General features: G+C 70.1%; 18 protein-coding genes. 6 read left to right on the top strand and 12 right to left on the bottom strand.

Annotation, left to right across the window (positions count from 1 at the left end; all coding sequences use genetic code 11):
- The first annotated feature begins 94 nt into the window (after positions 1–94).
- The 3 genes from WME83_RS09965 (at position 95) to WME83_RS09955 (ending at position 2,910) form a co-directional block, all read left to right on the top strand.
- Positions 95–919 (top strand): helix-turn-helix transcriptional regulator, encoded by an 825-nt coding sequence (locus WME83_RS09965; RefSeq protein ID WP_437319037.1) that lies wholly within the window; start codon positions 95–97, stop codon positions 917–919.
- A gap of 157 nt (positions 920–1,076) precedes the next feature.
- On the top strand, positions 1,077–2,147 hold the full coding sequence (locus WME83_RS09960; protein ID WP_437319036.1) for an MBL fold metallo-hydrolase: 1,071 nt from the start codon (positions 1,077–1,079) through the stop codon (positions 2,145–2,147).
- A 67-nt stretch (positions 2,148–2,214) separates the two neighbouring features.
- The gene (locus WME83_RS09955; RefSeq protein WP_437319035.1) at positions 2,215–2,910 is read left to right on the top strand and encodes a hypothetical protein; all 696 of its coding nucleotides are present in this window, start codon (positions 2,215–2,217) and stop codon (positions 2,908–2,910) included.
- A 56-nt stretch (positions 2,911–2,966) separates the two neighbouring features.
- Here WME83_RS09955 and WME83_RS09950 read toward each other — a convergent pair whose 3' ends face one another.
- On the bottom strand, positions 2,967–3,821 hold the full coding sequence (locus WME83_RS09950; protein ID WP_437319034.1) for a helix-turn-helix transcriptional regulator: 855 nt from the start codon (positions 3,819–3,821) through the stop codon (positions 2,967–2,969).
- A 167-nt stretch (positions 3,822–3,988) separates the two neighbouring features.
- Between WME83_RS09950 and WME83_RS09945 the strand changes: the two genes are divergently transcribed.
- The gene (locus WME83_RS09945) at positions 3,989–4,486 is read left to right on the top strand and encodes a hypothetical protein (protein ID WP_437319033.1); all 498 of its coding nucleotides are present in this window, start codon (positions 3,989–3,991) and stop codon (positions 4,484–4,486) included.
- A gap of 1,174 nt (positions 4,487–5,660) precedes the next feature.
- Here WME83_RS09945 and WME83_RS09940 read toward each other — a convergent pair.
- Positions 5,661–6,959, bottom strand: coding sequence for a S8 family serine peptidase (locus tag WME83_RS09940; RefSeq protein WP_437319032.1), 1,299 nt, complete (start codon positions 6,957–6,959; stop codon positions 5,661–5,663).
- 436 nt (positions 6,960–7,395) lie between these two features.
- Positions 7,396–8,121, bottom strand: a complete 726-nt coding sequence (locus WME83_RS09935; RefSeq protein WP_437319031.1) for a LysR family transcriptional regulator — start codon at positions 8,119–8,121, stop codon at positions 7,396–7,398.
- 143 nt (positions 8,122–8,264) lie between these two features.
- Between WME83_RS09935 and WME83_RS09930 the strand changes: the two genes are divergently transcribed.
- On the top strand, positions 8,265–8,627 hold the full coding sequence (locus tag WME83_RS09930; protein ID WP_437319030.1) for a DUF1330 domain-containing protein: 363 nt from the start codon (positions 8,265–8,267) through the stop codon (positions 8,625–8,627).
- A gap of 97 nt (positions 8,628–8,724) precedes the next feature.
- On the opposite strand, the gene mtnC is transcribed toward WME83_RS09930, so the two are convergent.
- The 7 genes from mtnC to WME83_RS09895 all read right to left on the bottom strand — a co-directional run bounded on the left by mtnC (position 8,725) and on the right by WME83_RS09895 (position 13,735).
- Entirely contained in the window at positions 8,725–9,444 is a 720-nt protein-coding gene (mtnC, locus tag WME83_RS09925; protein ID WP_437319029.1) for an acireductone synthase, read from the bottom strand.
- A complete protein-coding gene (locus WME83_RS09920; RefSeq protein ID WP_437319028.1) occupies positions 9,441–9,983 on the bottom strand; it encodes a 1,2-dihydroxy-3-keto-5-methylthiopentene dioxygenase in 543 nt (180 codons plus the stop codon). Before WME83_RS09920 ends, mtnC begins: the two co-directional genes overlap by 4 nt.
- A complete protein-coding gene (locus WME83_RS09915) occupies positions 9,980–10,618 on the bottom strand; it encodes a methylthioribulose 1-phosphate dehydratase (protein WP_437319027.1) in 639 nt (212 codons plus the stop codon). Before WME83_RS09915 ends, WME83_RS09920 begins: the two co-directional genes overlap by 4 nt.
- A 114-nt stretch (positions 10,619–10,732) precedes the next feature.
- A complete protein-coding gene (locus WME83_RS09910) occupies positions 10,733–11,797 on the bottom strand; it encodes a glycosyltransferase family 2 protein (protein ID WP_437319026.1) in 1,065 nt (354 codons plus the stop codon).
- A 333-nt stretch (positions 11,798–12,130) separates the two neighbouring features.
- Entirely contained in the window at positions 12,131–12,376 is a 246-nt protein-coding gene (locus tag WME83_RS09905) for a hypothetical protein (RefSeq protein ID WP_437319025.1), read from the bottom strand.
- Positions 12,377–12,579: 203 nt separating this feature from the next.
- On the bottom strand, positions 12,580–12,804 hold the full coding sequence (locus WME83_RS09900; protein ID WP_437319024.1) for a hypothetical protein: 225 nt from the start codon (positions 12,802–12,804) through the stop codon (positions 12,580–12,582).
- A 175-nt stretch (positions 12,805–12,979) separates the two neighbouring features.
- On the bottom strand, positions 12,980–13,735 hold the full coding sequence (locus tag WME83_RS09895; RefSeq protein WP_437319023.1) for an SDR family oxidoreductase: 756 nt from the start codon (positions 13,733–13,735) through the stop codon (positions 12,980–12,982).
- 175 nt (positions 13,736–13,910) lie between these two features.
- Here WME83_RS09895 and WME83_RS09890 point away from each other — a divergent pair, with 175 nt between their 5' ends.
- Positions 13,911–14,669 carry a helix-turn-helix domain-containing protein gene (locus WME83_RS09890; protein WP_437319022.1) on the top strand — a complete coding sequence of 253 codons (759 nt, stop codon included), beginning with the start codon at positions 13,911–13,913 and terminating at the stop codon, positions 14,667–14,669.
- Positions 14,670–14,822: 153 nt separating this feature from the next.
- On the opposite strand, the gene WME83_RS09885 is transcribed toward WME83_RS09890, so the two are convergent.
- On the bottom strand, positions 14,823–16,244 hold the full coding sequence (locus WME83_RS09885) for an RICIN domain-containing protein (protein ID WP_437319021.1): 1,422 nt from the start codon (positions 16,242–16,244) through the stop codon (positions 14,823–14,825).
- A 243-nt stretch (positions 16,245–16,487) separates the two neighbouring features.
- Positions 16,488–18,008 (bottom strand): RICIN domain-containing protein, encoded by a 1,521-nt coding sequence (locus tag WME83_RS09880; protein ID WP_437319020.1) that lies wholly within the window; start codon positions 18,006–18,008, stop codon positions 16,488–16,490.
- Positions 18,009–18,213 lie beyond the last annotated feature (205 nt).

Below are 18,213 nucleotides of genomic sequence, written 5' to 3'. Positions count from 1 at the left end.
CTCCTGAACGGTTCGCCGGCCATTGTTGGGCGCGCGTCTTCGGGGTAAAAGTCGAGAGCTTATCCAGGTATAACCCTCAACAGGCTGGACCCCTATGCCCGGCAACGGCTCGCTCGGCGCCTACCTCCGCGAACTCCGCACCCGGCTCGATCCGGCGGCTCTCGGCTATGCCAGCGGCCGGCGGCGCACGCGCGGGCTTCGGCGCGAGGAGGTGGCGCAGCGCGCCCGGATCAGCGCCACCTGGTACAGCTGGCTGGAGCAGGGCCGCGGCGGCGCGCCCTCCGCCCAGGCGCTCGACCGGCTGGCCAAGGCGCTGATGCTGACCGAGGTGGAGCGCGAGCACCTGTTCCTGCTCGGGCTCGGCCGGCCGCCGGAGGTCCGCTACAAGCCATCGGGCGGGGTGACGCCGCGGCTGCAGCGCGTGCTCGACGCGCTGGACGCCTGCCCCGCCATGATCCGCACCGCGACCTGGGACGTGGTCGCCTGGAACCAGGCGGCGGCCGCCGTGCTCACCGACTATGGCGCGCTGCCGTCGGCGGAGCGCAACGTGCTCCGCCTGATCTTCCTCGATCCCCGGACGCGCGCGGCCGATTTCGACTGGGAGAGCGCCGCGCGGTTCGTCGTCGGCGTGTTCCGGGGCGACGCCGCCCGCGCCGGGGCGGCTGCGACCGTGCAGCCGCTGGTGGACGAGCTCTGCGCGAAGAGCCCCGATTTCGCCAGGATGTGGCGCGACAGCGAGGTCCACAGCGCCTGCGAGGGCGTGAAGCGCCTACGCCACCCTGTGCTCGGGGAGATCGCGCTCGAATTTTCGGCGTTCGCGGTCGATGGCCGGCCGGACCTCGCCATGCTGGTCTACACGCCCCTCTCGGCCGACGACGCGGCCCGCATCCGGGCGCTCGCCGCCGCCCACGCCGAATGAGCGGCGCGCTCCGTCGGCCGAGCCGGGCTCCCCCATGCCGCGATGGACGGTAGATGCGTTCGCGCGCGACCCTGCTGCCTCGCCCGAGGGGATCGCGCGGGCGGCGGGCGGCGGCCCCCTCTACCGTCACTACCCATCGAGTCGTGAGGAGGAACCGATGACGAATGGAGAGAGAGCCGCCATCGCGCTCTGGGTCACCGTGGGCATCACGGGCTGCTTCGGGGCACCGGGCTACAACGGCCCGCGTACGGGGCACTTCGACGGCCACGAGTTCCATAACGTTCCCAGGGTGTCGCAGCCTGGCGCGGGGGACGTCCTCCGCTGGCTGTCCTCGAGCGTGGCGATCCCGTGGAGCGAGGCGCCTCCGGTCGTGCCCAGCCGGCCGCCCGCTCGCGTTGACGCGGGCATCCGTATCACCTTCGTGAACCACGCGACGGTGCTCGTGCAGATGGACGGCATCTCGGTCCTCACCGACCCGGTCTGGTCGACGCGCGTCGGCCCCGTCTCGTTCGTCGGCCAATCGCGCCATGCCGCCCCTGGCGTCCGCTTCGAGGATCTTCCGAGGATCGACGCCGTGCTGGTCAGCCACTCGCACTACGATCATTGCGACGTCGTGACGTTGGACGCGCTCGAGGAGCGGTTCGGCATGCCCGTCTTCGCCGGCCTCGGCTCGGCGGCCATGCTGGCGGAGCACGACGTCGGCAGCGGCGTGGACCTCGACTGGTGGCAGTCGGCGCCCGTCGGCAGCAGCGGCGTCACCGTGACGATGACGCCAGCGCGCCACGGGTCGCAGCGCGGCCTCGGCGACCGAAATGTCGTGCTCTGGGGCGGCTTCGTGCTGAAGGGCCCGTCCGGGTCGGTCTTCTTCGCGGGCGACACCGCGTTCGCCCCGCACTTCGCCGAGATCAAGCGAAGGCTCGGCGCCCCCACCGTCGCGATCCTTCCGATCGGCGCGTACAAACCCCGCTGGTTCATGCAGAATATCCACATGGATCCCGCCGACGCCGTGCGCGCCCACCGGGAGCTCGGCGCGGAACACTCGATCGGCATCCACTGGGGGACCTTCGATCTCTCCGACGAAGGCCGGTTCCAGCCCGCAGGGGAGCTGATGATCGCGCTGCGGACAGCGGGTGTGCCGGAGGCGAGCTTCGTCGCGGCGATGAACGGCGAGAGCTTCGAGTTCGGCGTCCCAGGGCCGGATGTGGGACGAGGCCTGGAGACACGATGAGCGAACGTGCCGGGGCTGGCCGTCGGCGAGACCGCGGACGTGAGGCGGCGTTCAGAAAGAGCCGCAGATGCTGGAGCTGAGGAGACAAACGATGTCATCGGTCAAAGGTAAAATCGTTCGCTTGTTTTCCGGCGTGGCGCTCAAGCGCGCTGCCGTCGTATCCGTGCAAGCCTTCGGCGGCTTCCAGCGGCTAGGCCTGCGGAGCGACGTGCAGGGGTTCTCCGCTGGCGCAAAGGTCCAGTTGCTGCTGCCCTCCGACGACATGCGGACGTACACGCCGATCTCCTCGCCGGACGGCATGGTGCTGCTCGGATGGATGCACGCTGGCGGGCCCGGTGCGCGCTGGATGTCGAGCGCTCGGCCGGGCGACGAGCTGCCGTTCGTGGGCCCTCAGCGCTCGCTTTCGCTCGACGCGGGACCGGTGGTGCTCGTCGGCGATGAGACCAGCGTCGCGGTCGCTGCCGCGTTCGCGGCGGAGAGGCCGGGGCTGGTCCACCCCGTCATCCAGTCGGAGGCCGCCTCTGACGTCCGGGCAGCAGCCGAGTCCGTTGGCCTCCGCCAAATCAACGTCGTGGCGCGCGGGGACACCGCCGCCACGGTCGACGCCGTCAAGGCCAGCCTCTCGACCTCACCCGGCGCCGTCGTCGCGCTGACGGGCGGCTCCGAGCTCGTCGTCGGCGTACGTGATGCCCTGCGCCGCGCCGGCGTGCGGAGCATCAAGACGAAGACCTACTGGACTCCCGGCAGGGCGGGGTTGGACTGAGGGGGACGCCGACTGGCACACCAGCATCGCTCGATCTCCGCGAGGCGGCGCGTGGCCTATCGCTCGACCACCGCGAGCGGCGCGCAGCCACGGCGGGCGACGCGGGCGAAGGCGCCGGGCGTGATCCCGAAGGCGCGCCGGAAATGGCCGTGCAGCTGGCTCTGATCGCAGAAGCCGAGCGCGCTCGCCACCTCGCTCACCGGCCTGCCCGCCGCCAGCCACGCGTACGCGCGCGCGATGCGCACGCGCAGCACGTAGGTGTACGGCGGGATCCCGTGCTCGGCGCGAAACGCACGGCACAGCTGGAAGCGATCGAGGCCGGCCGCCGCCGCCAGCTCGTCGAGCGACAGGGCCTCGCCGAGGCGCGCGTGGATGAGCTCGACGGCGCGCCCGAGGCGGCCGCGCGCCACGCTGGCGTGTGGCCGCGCGTCGGCGCCGTCGAGCTGGCGCACCAGCGCGTCGAGCGCCTCGGCCACGACGACCTGCCGCGTGAGCGGGTCGGGCCGCCCGCGGTACGCCCGGTGGAGGGCGAGCAACGGCCGGCGATCGGGATGGCGCCGCTCGAGCCGCGGCACCCGCAGCGCCAGGCTCGGCCGCAGGCCGCGGCGCTCGGCCTGCTCGCGCACCAGCGCCACGTCGAAATTCACGATCTGGAAGCGCGCCGGCCCGTCGCGCCGCAGGTCTCTGTGCACGCTCGTCGGCGCGTCGAGGTGCAGGTCGCCCGGCGCGCTGGCCACGGCGCCGCGGCGCGACCAGAACTCCGCGCGCCCGCGGTGGATCAGCGCCACCGCGTACGTCTCCTTGACCGCGCACCACAGCCGCTCGTCGGCGTCGACGAGCAGCGAGCGCACCCCGGGCACGTCGGCGTAGGCGCGCAGCTCGGTGCGCACGGGCGCGGCGTCTCTCGGCATCCTCCGAGAGTAAACCGACGCCGGCGGCCGCGCTCGCCGAACTTTGCGCGCGGACGCTCGAGAGCGACGCTGGCTATCGATCGCGCGCGCCGACGTTGGCGCAAGGAAGCCCAAGACGACGCCGCGGTCGCGCCGCATGCTCGCGCTCGATAGCGAGGAGCCCACGCATGAACGAATCGTCCGCCGCCCCCTGCTCGCCGCGCGTCGCCGCCAGCGCCGCGTTCTTGTGCTTCGCCCCCGTCATCGTCAGCTTCGCCGTCGCCCCCGGCGCGCGTTGGCCCGAGTACCCGGGGATCGCCTTCCACCTCGCGGTCTTCGCGCTGGTCCCGAGCCTGCGCGCGCCGGAGTGGGCGCGGATGGCCGGCTACGGCTGGCTGTTCCTCGACGTGACCACCGGCGTGCTGGCGATCAACGACGTGCCCCGCGCCGTCGCCGATCCGGTGCGGCTCGGCGCTCACATCTTCGCCGGCATCTGGATCGTGACGGCGTCGCGCGCCGCCTCGCTGCCGGTGAAGCTCGTCGGCGTCCCCGCCGGCGCCTTGCTCTTCGCCTACAGCTTCGTCTCGCCCTTCTTGCCCCCGACGGTGCTGGCGCCGGCGTCGATCTTGATGATGGTCTGGTTCGCGCTCATCGCCTGGCAGAACGGCGGCCAGCGGCGCGCGTGACGCAGCCGCGCGTCAGAGCTCGGGAGATTCGGCACCGTATGGAGAGGGGGTCAAACGCCTTTGCGAAGGCAAGTGCCCGCTCGCCGCAGCGTTCGGTTGACATCACCGCACAACCACGACGCGCATCGGCCACACGGCCTGGACGCGGAAGAAGATCGGGCGCTGCCGTCAGCGGTCGACGACCTCATCCAGGTAGAAGCCGTTCCACGCCAGCTTGCCGTCGCGCGCGGTGGAGATCACCACGCCACGGAAGGTGATCGGCTCACCGTCGGTCGTCGTACCGATCATCTCCCACTCTGACGAGGTCTGACCGGACTCCGCGTCGAAGACGGCGCGCTGAATCTGCGCTCGGAGGCCCGGCACGCGGGCCAGCAGGCGCTCCAGTTCGCGCGGACGCGCTCATTACCGACGAAGCTGCGCGACGGGTGCATCAACAGTGCGACCAGGCAAGGCTGGTCCGAGAGGAGTGAGAGTTGCGATGATCTCATGAAATTCGGTTCATCGTCCGGTGGGCGTGAGCCCCGCCCGGCGAAGGGAGAAGCCCGCCCAGCCGGAAGCGAGCCTTGCAATGGGCGCGGCGACGTGGCCGGCGATGCGTAGGCACGCGAGCGAGTGGGCCGTGGGGAAAGATCGCCACCACAGGCGGCGGGACATCGGGCGCGCGGTCGAGGACCGCTGCTGGACCCGGCCGCGCCGAGGTCGAGGCCGGCGCGGCCGGCGCATGCGCCGAGCTCTCGCGCCTGGTAACGGGCTCGCCGAGCTGGATCAGCAGCGTCTCCTCCGCGTCTGTTCGATAGTCATCATGCAGGCGCCAGAGGAACTCCCAATGCCGAGCAGGCGTGTCCGTTGAGGCCTCCAGCTGCCTCGCGAGGGCGGGCGTGATCGGGGGGTCGCTCTTCAGCAACCGCTCCAAGTTCCTCGGAACCAACCCGGTACTCTCGGCCAGCTGTCGTTGCGCGCCGGGGATGGTGGCGCAGAATGTCTCGAGGACGCGCCCTGGCCACGGCATCGGCCCCTTTTCGAGATCGGGGCCGCTCAAAGTGGCTGATTTGGGGCCGCTCACGAGCGGCTCTAGTAGCCACCTGAAGATGGCGGCGCAGGTCCACAGGTTGGGCTGGTCGATGTGCATGTCTTCTCTGCCTCCATGGCAGAGCCGGGGGTCTCGCTTGGTGGACTAGAATGGACTATATATCAACCGATCCGGCGTCCCGACTGGCTCATTCGCGATCACGCTGGTCGTCGCGCCGTTATTGATGAAGTTGGCGATCGTGGACGAACTGCGATCCCCGAGTGTTGCCTTGTACATGGCGGCCAGCCCCGTGACATAGGGAGCTGCCATCGACGTTCCGGAGGCCATGCAAGTCTGGCCACCATTACAGGTTGTCATAATCTCTACCCCCGGCGCATAGCCATCTACGCATGGGCCATGATTGGACGACTCCCACGCTGACTTCTCCGCGTCGAACCACTCTCCGTGCCCGTCCAAATAATTCGACGCCGCTGCCGTGAACACGTTGGGCGCGCTCGCGGGTGATACGGTGCATGCGTCCCGGCCGTCGTTGCCGGCTGACACGGCGACGAAGATCCCCGAGTCAGCCAGTTGCTGGGCGGTGTCATTCACCCACTTCAACTTTGGGACGCCGATCGAGATGTTTACAACCGCAGGCTTCACCGCGTTATTTCTGACCCAGTTCATCCCCTCGACCAGCTTGGCGGCCGTGACAGTGCCATCGCACCCCGATACGCGTACGCTCCGCAGCATGACTCCCTTTGCCACCCCATAGGTAGCCGACCCAACGATGCCAGCCACGGCGGTACCATGTCCATTGCAATCAATATTGGCTGCTGGCCCGATTGCGCCGGTAAGATCGACCGAGTTACCCGCCCGACCTCCGAACTCGGGATGGTTGACTTGAATGCCGGTGTCGATGATATAGGCTTGGACGTTCGATGCCGTGGTATAATAGATGTAGCTCCACGACAGCAGGGGTGACCTCTGATCTATGCGATCAAGCCCCCAAGGCTGGCCGAACGGCAGCGATTGTGTAGCCTCGATGCCTCCTTCCTGGTCCTGTTCGATGTACTTGACCGCCGCATCCTGCCGGAGTCGCTCCACCTGAGCTTTGGTGAGCGTAGCTGCGAAGCCGACGACCGCCGAGCGGGACACATAGTCAGGAATAGCTCCGTGGCGCCGAGCGAACTCCTCAGGGTCATGCCCGTCGTTCATCGCCACAAGATAGTGATCGGGAATCGGGCGATATACGATACCCACGTTGACGTCTGGTTTGTGAGGCGGGATGTCGCTGGCCGCGAAGGTGACGGGAAGTGGCTTCACCGCGTCGAAGGTCTCACCCTGAACAGCCTCGTCTAGGTCGATGTCCGCCTCCGTCTCGTCCGGATCTGGGCCGCAACCGACAACAGACACGACAAGGGAGATCGCAGCTACAATTCTGATGTATCGTGTAGTCTTCATGGTTACAATTCTTCGTCGAGTAAAATTGTTGAGCTGACGACCTGAGCTGGCTCTCATCAGCTTGGTCGCCGGTAGAGCAAGTGGCGCGCCAGTGTCCGTCACCCCGGATCCGACGACGTTTAACGGGGCGAGGCGAGCCCGTCAGAACGTTCGCTCGCGCGTCCAAGTCTCCCCTGTGCGCTTCGGACCGTGCTGAGGGAAGCTGCCTGGCCGGTGTACCAACCGACGGGACCTCGGGCGCGCGACTGCCCGGCAAGGCGGCGGCCTTGCGGGTGCGGCCCTGGGCGCTCCCAGGCTCGATGACCTGCACGCGTGTTGCGCGCGGATCACACGTTTGCTGCCCGCGGATCACACGTATGTTGCCCGCGGATCACACGCATGCTGGCCGCGGTGCCGGACCGGGCCCCCCGCCGAGCGGCATACGCGGTGCAATGGGCTACGACCGTGCGCGTCCAGAGCTCCTGCGGCCTCTCTCGGCGCCGTGACAGGAATTGCGGCACACAGACGAGCGATTTGCGATGCCGCCGCCCTCCGCGACCGATCGCACCTGCCCGCGGAGCTCTTGCCGCCGGACGGCCAACCCCTCCCGACCGGCCCCTTCCCGGCCGTGGTGTTCGAGCCGCCGCCGCCCGCGGTGCGCCAGCCCATGTTTCCGCCGAGGATCGCGGCGCCACCGGTACCCGACGAGCGGACGCAGTCGGCACACGTCGCGCTCGTCGGGCTCGCGGTCGCCCTCGGCGAGGTCGAGCACCCGGCTCGTGACGCGGATGTCGACCCGGATGTCCGGATGCACGCGCGCGAGCTCGCCCACGAGCGGCGCGATGACGTGCCGGACCATGCCGGCCGCCGCCGTGAGCCGCACCATCCCGCCGTCGCCGCGCGCGGACGCGTGCGCGGCCGTCTCGGCGAAGGCCTCCGCCGCGCGCACGGCCTCGCGCGCGGGCTCGAGCAGCGCCTCGCCGGCGTCGGTGAGGGCGATGGCATGCGTCGAGCGATGGAGGAGCCTCACGCCGGCGCCGTCCTCGAGCCGCGTGATCGCCTTCGAGACGCTCGCGGCGGACATCTCGAGCCTGCGCCCGGCCTCGGCGACCGAGCCCGCGTCCACGACCGCGAGGAAGCACCGCAGCTGCGGCACGGACACCTCGAAGTCGCTCGCGGCCATGCCGCGCGACGATGCGCGCGCTCGCGGCGCGCCGCAAGGGGAACGCCGGCTTCAGCGGCCACGACGACGTCGAGTGCGACGCGAGACACCGCATCAAGAGCATCGTCATGTTCACGGATATCCCAACGGAAAGGCTGAAGTAGATGATCGCTATCACCCCCTCCGACCTCGAGCGCTTTCTCCGCGACGACGACGGCAAGCCCGTCGTCATGCTGAACCTCCTCCGCTTCCGCCCCGACGGCGGCCGCGAGCGCTATTTCGAGTACATCGCGCTCGCGCGCCCCGTCCTCGCCCGCCACGGCGGCGAGATCCTCTACGCGGGCGACGGCAAGACGGCGCTCTGCGCGGAGTCCGGCCAGTCCTGGGACTGCGTCGCCCTCGTCCGGTATCCCTCGCGAAGGGCGTTCACGGACATGATCGCCGACCCGGAGTACCACCGCGCCGACCCCGTGCGCCTCTCCGCGCTCAGCGAAGCCGTGCTCCAGCCGACCCACCCGCTCGGCTGAAGCAGCGCTCCGCGCCTCGAAGCGCCTCAGCGCGCCCCGCCGCCCCCCGCCCGCGCCGCACGCCCTCCCCCGCTGGCTCCGCTGCAGTCGGCTCAGCCTACGGTTGCCCCGGCTCCACCGCGATCTCGTCGAACCGCTCCGCCGCCGCGTGCCGGCTCCCCGGCTCCCGCGCCGTCCCCGGCCGCAGCAGCTGCACCGTGCGCATCCCCGCCGCCGCCGCCGCGTCGAGCTCCGCCGTCACGTCGGACAGGAACAGCACCTCTCCCGGCTGAACCCCGAGCGCCTCCGCGATCCGCTGGTAAGCGCCCGCCTCCCGCTTCGGCCCGGTCGTCGTATCGAAGAACGCCGTGAAGAGCCCTGTCAGGTCCCCGGACGTCGTGTGCTGGAACAGGAGCTTCTGCGCCTCGACCGACCCGGAGCTGAACACCGCGAGCGTCGCCCCGAGCTCCCGCCACCGCCGCAGCGCCGGCGCCACGTCCGCGTACACGTGGCTCCGCAGCCCGCCCGACGCGTAGGCGCTGCGCCAGATCTTCCCCTGCAGCGCCTTCAGCGCCGTCTCCTTGCGGTCCTCGTCGATCCACGCGCGCAGCGCCGCCGCGAGCTCGCCGTCGCTCACCGCCTGCGCGGGGGCGCCCCGCTCGCGCGCGACCGCGCTCCGGGCCGCCTCGACCTCGGGGCTCCCGGCGTGCGCCGACACGTACGCGGCCAGGTCCCGGCGCGCCACCGAGAACAGCGTCTCGTGGACGAAGCGCACGTCCGTCGTGGTCCCCTCGATGTCGACCAGCACCGCGCGCGCGGGGATCGACGCCGCGCTCACGCCGCGAGCCTCGGGAAGCGCGACGCGATGTCCGAGCCGGTGTGCTCGGCGACCCACCCCTTCGGATCGGAGAACCACCGGATGCAGGTGAACGACGGCGCAGGCCCCATGTCGAACCAGTGCCGCGTCCCGGCAGGAACGCTGATGAGGTCGCCCTTCTCGACCAGGAACGAGAGCACGCGCTCCCCCTGATGGATGCAGAACAGCCCGCGCCCCTCGACGAAGAAGCGCGCCTCGTCCTCGGTGTGGATGTGCTCGTCCAGGAACTTCCGCCGGATCTCCGCGTGGTTCGGCGTGCTCGGGGAGACCGAGATCACGTCCGCCGTGACGAACCCGCACGCCTCGGAGAGCTGCTTCACCGGGCCGGCGTACGCCTCGAGCACCTGCTCCGGCGACGCCGCGGGCGGCAGCGGGCGCTCGGCGGACCAGCGCTCGAAGCGGATCTGCGACGCGGCGGCGACGCGGGCGATGTCCTCCAACGTCGTGTATTCCTCGGCCTTCGTCGGATCGCTCTCCCGGTACACCCGCAGTAGGCTCATGAGATGCTCCCTTCCAGCAGCGCGCAGTCGAGCATGAACTCGAGCGCCTCGATGTGGCGGATCGTGTCCGCGATGTCCGCACCCCAGGTGTAGAGCCCGTGGCCGGCGATGAGGTAGCCGTGCACCGGCGGGTGCGCCGACATGAACGCCTCGACGTCCTCGGCCAGCTTCCGGATGTCCTGCGTGTTGACGAAGACGGGGAGGAGCACCGTGCGGTCGTGCGTCGTCACCCCGGAGAGCGCCTTCGCCACCTCGTAGCCCGCGAGGGTCACGTATCCCTCCTGCGCGCACCGGCGCGAGAGCACCGTCGCGGCCCGCGAGTGGGTGTGCGCGACGGCGCCGATGGCGGTGGAGCGCCGGTAGAGCTGGCAGTGCAGCGCCGTCTCGGCCGACGGGCGGCTGGCGGACGGCCCGACCAGGCGGCCGTCCGCGTTGACGACCACGATGTCCGACGGGCCGAGCGCGCCCTTCGGCCGCCCGGACGCGGTGATCGCGATGGCGCCTTCGCCGAGCCGGGCGGAGAAGTTGCCGCTCGTGGCCGGCGTCCAGCCGCGCTCGTAGCACCAGCGGGACAGCTCGATGAGCTCGGCTGCGACCGAGGAGAACGAGGTCAACGACGTCCCGCGCGCGCTCACCGCGCGACCATACCAAAGCGAGCCCGGCCGATCAACGCGCCCCCCGGCGGCCCGAGCCGCGGAGTCCGGGACAGCCGCGCTCGGCGCGCGGCTGCCCCCGCGCGCCCTCGCGCGTCACGACGTCGGCAGGCGGCCCTCCGCGCGCCGTCCAGCGCGTTCGCGCGCGCCGCGGAGCAGGCCGGCCCAGAACCCGAGCCCGTGCGCCGCGTGCATCGTGGGGAAGATGGCGCAGAGCAAGGGGAAATCGCCGGGCGAGGCGCTCCGCGAGAGCCGGAGCGACGCCGCGATCACGAGCGCGGCGTACGCGAGCGACGCGAGCGCGAGCGCGGGTCGGACGGACGGCAGCAGGGCGGAGGCGAGGGCGAGCAGCGCGGCGGCGGTCACCAGGAAGAACGGCAGCATCGGCCGGAGCGACAGGAGCCTCCGGCGGCGGAGCAGGGTGCGGGCGCGCCCCTTGCCATAGGCGAAGTACTGCCGCGCGAGCGACGGCAGGGACGATCGCGGGTAGTAGTACGCGACGATCTCCCGGGACAGGTAGACGGCGCCGCCGGCCTCGATGATGCGCTGGTTGAGCTCGGCGTCCTCGTTGGTGATCGCGTCCGGGTCGTAGAGGCCGGCGATCTCGAACGCCTCGCGCCGGAAAGCCCCGTTGAAGACCGACTCGACGAAGCCCTCGCGCGAGGGGTCGCGGTAGGCCGAGCCGCCCACGCCGAGCGGGCTCGAGAGCGCCGCGCAGAGCGCCCGCTGAAAGCGGTTGCGGTAGCGCGGCCGCGCGGCGCCGCCCGCGTTGAGCGCGCCGGTCCTGCGGAGCGCGGCGACCGACGCGGCCACGTAGTCTTCCGCGTAATCGGCGTGCGCGTCCATCCGGACGATCACGTCGCCTCGCGCGCGGCGAATGCCGATGTTCATCGCCGCGGCCTGGATCCGGGCGGGGTTGTGGAGGAGCGTCACCCGCGGCTCCTCCGCCGCGATGCGGCCGACGATCTCCCGTGTGCTGTCGCTCGAGCCGCCGTCGACCACGAAGATCTCGAGGAGCTCGGGAGGATAACGCTGCTTCAGGGCGCAGCGGAGGACGTCCTCGATGTAGCGCTCCTCGTTGTAACAGGGAATGACGATGCTGCACCGCGGCCGCTCGGCGAGCGGGCGCAGCGAGAGGCGGCCGCAGAGCGGCGCGCTCACCGATGAATCCATGAGCTCCCCCGGGTCTCTCGCGGGTCCAACCGACCCGACGCTGGACGACGCGAGGAGCGGATACAAGCGCGAGGCCAGGGTGAGCCGCGGGGCCGACCGGACCAAACTGCACCACGCGGGGAGGGCCGGGATCACGGGTGAGCAGGCCACTGGGCCTGGGCTGCACACCGGCGGGCGGGCTCTTGCCGAGCTGCCCGCTCGCGAGACCGAGCGAGGGGAGAGCGGCCGTGCCGAGGACGCGCGGCCCGACGCCGGGGGGACCCGACCCAGGTTGCGGTAGCCGGCTGTCGCTTCGTTCTCGCAGGTCGATGTCGGTCGGTGTCAGGGGGATCGGCGCGCGCGGATCGCAGCGATCTCACCGAGGTCGAGCAGATCTTTGGCGCGACCGGCCGCGCGCTTGGCGCGCTCCAGGGCGTCCAGCCCCAGGATTCGAACCGCGGAGCCGTAGAGCTGGATTTCCTCCGACCCCTTCACAACGTCGTCGAAGCTACCCACTCCGGGCACATCGCCCAGCAGGTCTATGGCTCCGATATCCGTGCTCAGCGTGAAGTTGAGCCCGCTCCACAACGTTTGCTCATCCCAGAAGAAGGGCAACTCGGGAGGAAACCCGCGAAGCGTAGGATGGAACGTAGCCAGGGATCGCGCGAGGCGCCGCAAGTCCTAACGCGCGCGCGTAGCACATACCGATGTCATTCGTCGTGCGGCTCGAGCCTTATTACCAGCGCGAGCCCGCCGATGATCACGAATCGACATGCTCACCGACGAGCGCTTCAACGACGCGCCGAAAGTCGGTGACCATGGGCTGCCTTCGCTTCCTCGATGAACTCCAGCGCCTTCCGCATCCGCTCGACTCTCTCGGTGGGCGTCAAGCGCAGGTTCTCGGCGATGAGCGATGTATCAACGCCGGAGGGGACTCTTTCGAGTATCCGCTGATCCCAGCTCTTCTCGGCGTCGGAGGGGACAGGCCCTGTTCGTTCGTCTCGGCGATCCTGCATCGGCGTCGGGCTCCTGACCCACTGTACCACGGTGTTGATCCCCGATGATAGCGAGCGAGCGTGGCTCCCGAGGCCGGCCGGCAGACGCCCCCCTGAGCGCGTACGCCCGTCGCAGTCCTCCCGCCTTGGACGTCGCAGCGGCCGGGTGGCTCCCGCCGCCCGCCCCGTGAGCGCCTTACCAGGGGATCGGCCCTGCGTCGTCCGAGAAGGTGCCAGTCGGTCCGTCGGGGCCGAGCAGCGCGAGCCGCACCGGCTGGCGCGCGCCTTCGGCGACGGTGCGCGTCCCGCTGTGGTTGTTGAGATCGGTCGCGACGTAGCCGGGGCACACCGCGTTGACCTTGATCGGGGTGCCGGCGAGCTCGTGCGCGAACGCGATCGTCACCGCGTTGAGCGCGGTCTTCGACGGGCTGTACGCGACGCCGCCGACGCCGCGGTACGGCGTGGCGGGATCGCTCATCACGGTCAGCGAGCCGAGGCTGCTCGACACGTTGACGATCCGCCCGGCAGGCGCCTCTCGGAGGAGCGGCAGCATCGCCTGGGTCACGGCGATCACGCCGAACACGTTGGTCTCGAACACCTCGCGCACGTCGGCGAGCGAGGCCACGCTCGGCCTCCCGCTCCGGGAGATCTCCTCGACCGTGACCCCGCTCTGCGCGCTGCCCTTGGCGATGCCAGCGTTGTTGACGAGGACGTCGAGCCGGCCGAGCTCGCGGCGGATCCGCGCTGCGGCGGCCGCGATCGAGTCGGCGTTCGTGACGTCGATCGCGATCGCGCGCGCATCGCCCGCGATCTGCTTCGCCGCGGCCTCGCCGCGCGCGAGGTCGCGCGCGCCGATGAGCACCGTGTGGCCGCGCGCCGCGAGCTCCTTCGCGATCGCGTGGCCGATACCTTTGTTGGCCCCCGTGACGAGGGCGACGGGTTTGTCGTTCATGTCCCCTGGATAGCGACCTCCGCGAGCGCTGCCTTGGCGATTCTTGGCCGGTCGAGAGGGCGCCAAGAACGCCCAAGCCGGCGGCCAAGGACGCCCAACCCGGCGGCCAAGAACGCCCAAGCCGGCGGCCAAGAATGCCCAAGCCGAGGGGGCGCGGCGGTCGTAGAATGGGGGCGTGACGACCCGTGCCGACCTCCTCCCTGTCCCCGTGCCCGGCGTGCGCGCCACGCGCTGGTCGACCGACGAGCTCTACGCCGGCATGAAGGAAACGTACGCGATCGGTCGCATCGAGGCCGGGCGCTCGGAGTGGTGGAGCCGCGGGAAGGTGTGGAGCTGTGGCCCGGGCTCGCTGCAGATCCTGCAGCCCGGCGACGTGCACCGCGACGTCTCGCGCGACGGCCCGGGCACGGGCCAGTGCGTCACGCTCTCGGCGCAGATGGTCGAGAGCGCGATCGGCAAGGTCTACGTCCATACACAGCTCGCCGCTGATGACGCGCGGGGCGCGGCGTTCCACCGCCTGCATCACGCGGTGCGCGCCGGCGCCGATCGCCTCGAGATCGAGGCCGCGGTCGCCGAGGCGATCGCCGCGCTCGCGGCGCTCGGCGACGCGCAGCGCGAGCACACGCGACCGGTGCGCCGCGCGATCGAGCTCCTGCGAGAGCGGCTCGCCGAGCCGGTGACGCTCGACGACCTCGCCGCGCACGCCGGCCTCGACAAGTACCACCTGAGCCGCGCGTTTCGCGCGCAGGTCGGCATGTCTCCGTACGCGTACCTGACGCGGCTGCGGATCATGCGCGCGAAGGAGATGCTCGCCGCCGGCGTGAAGCCGCGCGACGTCGCCCCGCAGGTCGGCCTCTACGACCAGAGCCAGCTCAACCGGCACTTCCGGCGCATCGTCGGCACGACGCCCGGCCAGTACGCGCGCAGCGCCTAGAGCGGCGGTCACCCGCTTCGGATACGGGCCCATCTCGACGTTTTCGGTGCTCAGCGCACTGGAGTGCGCTTGCGCGCCGAAAACGCCGATCTGGGCCCGTCTCCTGTGCGGGTGACCGCCGCTCTGCGATCGTTCGGTCGGCGGGGCGCGAGGTCAGAACTGCGAGAAGAAGTTCCAGATCGCCGAGCTCGCGAAGCTCGGCTGCTGGTGGTCACCGGCAAACTCGCAGCGGTGCACCGGGTATCCATCCCGGCACCCTTGATAGGCCACGCACGAGCTGGGGCCCACGGGGCTCGTCTCGGTGCTGCAGCCGTTCTTGCGCACGAAGACGTCGAGCGCCGCCCTCCCGGCCGAGATGGGGACGACGCTGTCGGACACGCCGTGCGACATCCAGACGGCGACGGGCTGGGTGTTGGACTGGTTGCAGCCGCTGTAGAGGGCGCCGGACATCGGCGCGATGGCCCGGAAGACATCGGGCATGTCACAGCCGAGCGCGTTCGACATCATCCCCCCGAAGCTCCACCCGGTCGAGAAGACGCGGCTCGTGTCGACGCACAGGTTGGCTTTGAGGTGATCGACCATGGCGCGGGCGAAGGCGATGTCGCGCCCGTTCGTGTTGGCCCAGCCGTTGTCGATGCCGTTCGGCGAGACGAAGATCGCGCTGCCGTTCGCCAGCGCCTTGAGCCCATAGTACCCGTTGTTCACGACGTCATTGGCCGATCCGCCGCGCCAGTGCCAGCCGAACACCAGCCGATACGCCTTGTTCGGGTCGTAGTTCGCCGGAATGTCGAGCACGTACTGGCGCGTGGTGCCGTTGACGTTGATGGTGCGGTTACCGCTGGCGAGGGAGGTGGGAATGCCACAGCCGGCGCTGCGCGTGCCGCCGGTGCTGCCGCCGCCACCGGAGCCGCCGCCGCCGCCGGAGCCGCCGCTGCCACCGCTGCCGCCGGTACCGCCGGTGCCGCCGGTGCCGCTGGAGCTGCTGGAGCTGCTGGTGCTGCCGGTTCCCGAGCCCACGGGCGTGAGTCGGAATTGCTGATTGGTGCCGCCGTTCGACGCCCATTGGATCACGGCGGTGCCGTCCGCGGTGCCGCGGCCGTAGACGTCCAGGGACTTGCCGCTGTGGCGCGCGGTGATGCGCACGACGCCGCTGGCGACGTCCGTGAACGACCATTGCTGGTTTTGCCCGGTCCAGCAGGAGTATTGCTGGACGGTGGCGCCGTCGCCGGTGGAGGCGCCCGTGACGTCCATGCAGCGGTTGCTGTTGACGTTGCGGATGCGATAGTAGCCGCCGCCCGCCGATTCCATGCGGAACTGTTGCCGCGTCGAGCCGTTGCAGCTGGCGATCTGGATGGCCGCTCCATCCGCGGTGCTGCCGCCGGCCACCTGCACGCATTTCCCGCTCTGGACGCCGACGATCGTGTAGACCGCGTTCGTATCGACCGTGATGGCGCCCTCGAGCGAGCCGTTCTCCTCGATCTCGGCGTCGTACGCCCCGTCGGGGCCGACGACGCACGACACGGCGAGGACGCCCGTCGCCGCCGCAATCAAGCCCTGCTTGGTTCCGAACCTCATCTTGTCCTCCTCGTCCTGTCAAGTGAGTGAAACTGCCGTCTTCTCCCTGCTCGACGCTGCCCTCGCGTGGGTCGGGGTCGCTCGCCGCGTGCTCAAGGCCCCCGAGCGGGCCGCCGCGCCGGCCACTGCCGCTGCGGATGAATGTGGAGACGCGCGCAGGGTGGATAGGTTCGCTCTGCGCGCGCCAGGGTCGGTCAAACCGCCCTGCTCCTCGGAGCAAGGCGGTTTGAGCGCGGAGCCACTCTAGGGCAGATTGGCAGAAGAGATCTGCCAGGTCCTGTCGTTGCAGAAGCGGCAGTTCGGGCCGACGAGCATGCCCTTGCCGGTGGCCGATTCGTCGCCCTTGAGCCACCAGTTGAGCCACGCCAGGTTGACCTGAGTGAACTCGCCGCCGTTCCGGGCCCACAGATCGCCCCCGTGATCCGCGCCGACCTTGGCGAACATCATGACCGGGATATCACCGAGGGCGGCGATGTTCTGGAAGTCCCTCGCGCCGTTCTGGTTCGCGCCCAGGCTGTCCGCGGTGCCGGTGACGATCAGCACGGGTGTATGAATCGAGTTGTAGAACGACTGATTCGCCGAGAAAGAGCCGCTGCTCGTGTGTCCCCAGGTCGTCATCCTGGGGTCTGCAGCGGTCCCCGCCGCCATCAAGCCGCCGCAGGAGAAGCCGTTCGCGGCGACCTTCGTGGTCTCGATTTTCTGGTAGTAGGCGCTGCAAGGCTTCTCATTCTGGGCGATCACCCAGTCGACGTAGCCGCGCAGCACGTCGCCTCCGCTCCCGAGGTCGCGGTTGGGCAGCGTGTTTCCCGGCGTCCCGTCCGCCACCACGAAGTAGCCATGCGAGGCGATTTCGGCCATGGCCGCTTGATTCGCGAGCCCGTCTCGCGAGCATCCGCCCTGCCCCCAGACGAAGATCGGATACTTGGTGTTTCCGCTGAGATCCGCCGGACGGAAGATGGTGCCCTGGTTGATGCCCGGGTCTGCATTCGTCTCGACGACCACCTGATGAGGGCCGCTCCCCGACACGTTTCGACCCGCCGGTCGTGACGCGGTGCACGTACCGCCGGTGCCGCCCCCGCCACCGGAGCCGCCGCCGCCGCCGGAGCCGCCGCTGCCACCGGTACCGCCGGTACCGCCGGTGCCGCCGGTACCGCTGGAGCTGCTGGAGCTGCTGGAGCTGCTGGAGCCGCCGGTTCCCGAGCCCACGGGCGTGAGTCGGAATTGCTGATTGGTGCCGCCGTTCGACGCCCATTGGATCACGGCGGTGCCGTCCGCGGTGCCGCGGCCGTAGACGTCCAGGGACTTGCCGCTGTGGCGCGCGGTGATGCGCACGACGCCGCTGGCGACGTCCGTGAACGACCACTGCTGGTTTTGCCCGGTCCAGCAGGAGTATTGCTGGACGGCGGCGCCGTCGCCGGTGGAGGCGCCCGTGACGTCCATGCAGCGGTTGCTGTTGACGTTGCGGATGCGATAGTAGCCGCCACCCGCCGATTCCATGCGGAACTGTTGCCGCGTCGAGCCGTTGCAGCTGGCGATCTGGATGGCCGCCGCATCCGCGGTGCTGCCGCCAGCCACCTGCACGCATTTTCCACTCTGGACGCCGACGATCGTGTAGACCGCGTTCGTATCGACCGTGATGGCGCCCTCGAGTGAGCCGTTCTCCTCGATCTCGGCGTCGTACGCCCCCTCGGGACCGACGACGCACGACACGGCGAGGACGCCCGCCGCCGCCGCAAGCAAGCTCTGCCTGGTTCCGAACCTCATCTATTTCTCCTCGTCCTCTTAAGTAAGTGAAACTGGAATCTTCTCACTGCTCAGCGGTGCCCTCGCGTGGGTCGAGGTCGCTCGCCGCGCGCCCAAGGCTCCCGAGCGGGCCGCCGCGCTGGCCATTGCCGCGCAGAGTGGATAAGTTCATATCGCGTGCGCCAGGCAACACGATGAGGGTATCTATTGTTCCGAGCTGGCATGC

This window comes from Sorangium sp. So ce385, assembly GCF_051474135.1.
In the GTDB taxonomy this organism is placed as follows: Bacteria; Myxococcota_A; Polyangia; order Polyangiales; family Polyangiaceae; genus Sorangium; species Sorangium cellulosum_D.
The sequence above is the reverse complement of the archived record's forward strand: the minus strand, read 5'-3'. Positions and strand labels throughout refer to the sequence as shown.

Coding starts and splice junctions, on each gene's coding strand:
- WME83_RS09965 (WP_437319037.1), top strand. CDS start 95: ATGCCCGGCAACGGCTCGCTCGGCGCCTACCTCCGCGAACTCCGCACC.
- WME83_RS09960 (WP_437319036.1), top strand. CDS start 1,077: ATGACGAATGGAGAGAGAGCCGCCATCGCGCTCTGGGTCACCGTGGGC.
- WME83_RS09955 (WP_437319035.1), top strand. CDS start 2,215: ATGCTGGAGCTGAGGAGACAAACGATGTCATCGGTCAAAGGTAAAATC.
- WME83_RS09950 (WP_437319034.1), bottom strand. CDS start 3,821: ATGCCGAGAGACGCCGCGCCCGTGCGCACCGAGCTGCGCGCCTACGCC.
- WME83_RS09945 (WP_437319033.1), top strand. CDS start 3,989: ATGAACGAATCGTCCGCCGCCCCCTGCTCGCCGCGCGTCGCCGCCAGC.
- WME83_RS09940 (WP_437319032.1), bottom strand. CDS start 6,959: ATGAAGACTACACGATACATCAGAATTGTAGCTGCGATCTCCCTTGTC.
- WME83_RS09935 (WP_437319031.1), bottom strand. CDS start 8,121: ATGGCCGCGAGCGACTTCGAGGTGTCCGTGCCGCAGCTGCGGTGCTTC.
- WME83_RS09930 (WP_437319030.1), top strand. CDS start 8,265: ATGATCGCTATCACCCCCTCCGACCTCGAGCGCTTTCTCCGCGACGAC.
- WME83_RS09920 (WP_437319028.1), bottom strand. CDS start 9,983: ATGAGCCTACTGCGGGTGTACCGGGAGAGCGATCCGACGAAGGCCGAG.
- WME83_RS09900 (WP_437319024.1), bottom strand. CDS start 12,804: ATGCAGGATCGCCGAGACGAACGAACAGGGCCTGTCCCCTCCGACGCC.
- WME83_RS09895 (WP_437319023.1), bottom strand. CDS start 13,735: ATGAACGACAAACCCGTCGCCCTCGTCACGGGGGCCAACAAAGGTATC.
- WME83_RS09885 (WP_437319021.1), bottom strand. CDS start 16,244: ATGAGGTTCGGAACCAAGCAGGGCTTGATTGCGGCGGCGACGGGCGTC.
- WME83_RS09880 (WP_437319020.1), bottom strand. CDS start 18,008: ATGAGGTTCGGAACCAGGCAGAGCTTGCTTGCGGCGGCGGCGGGCGTC.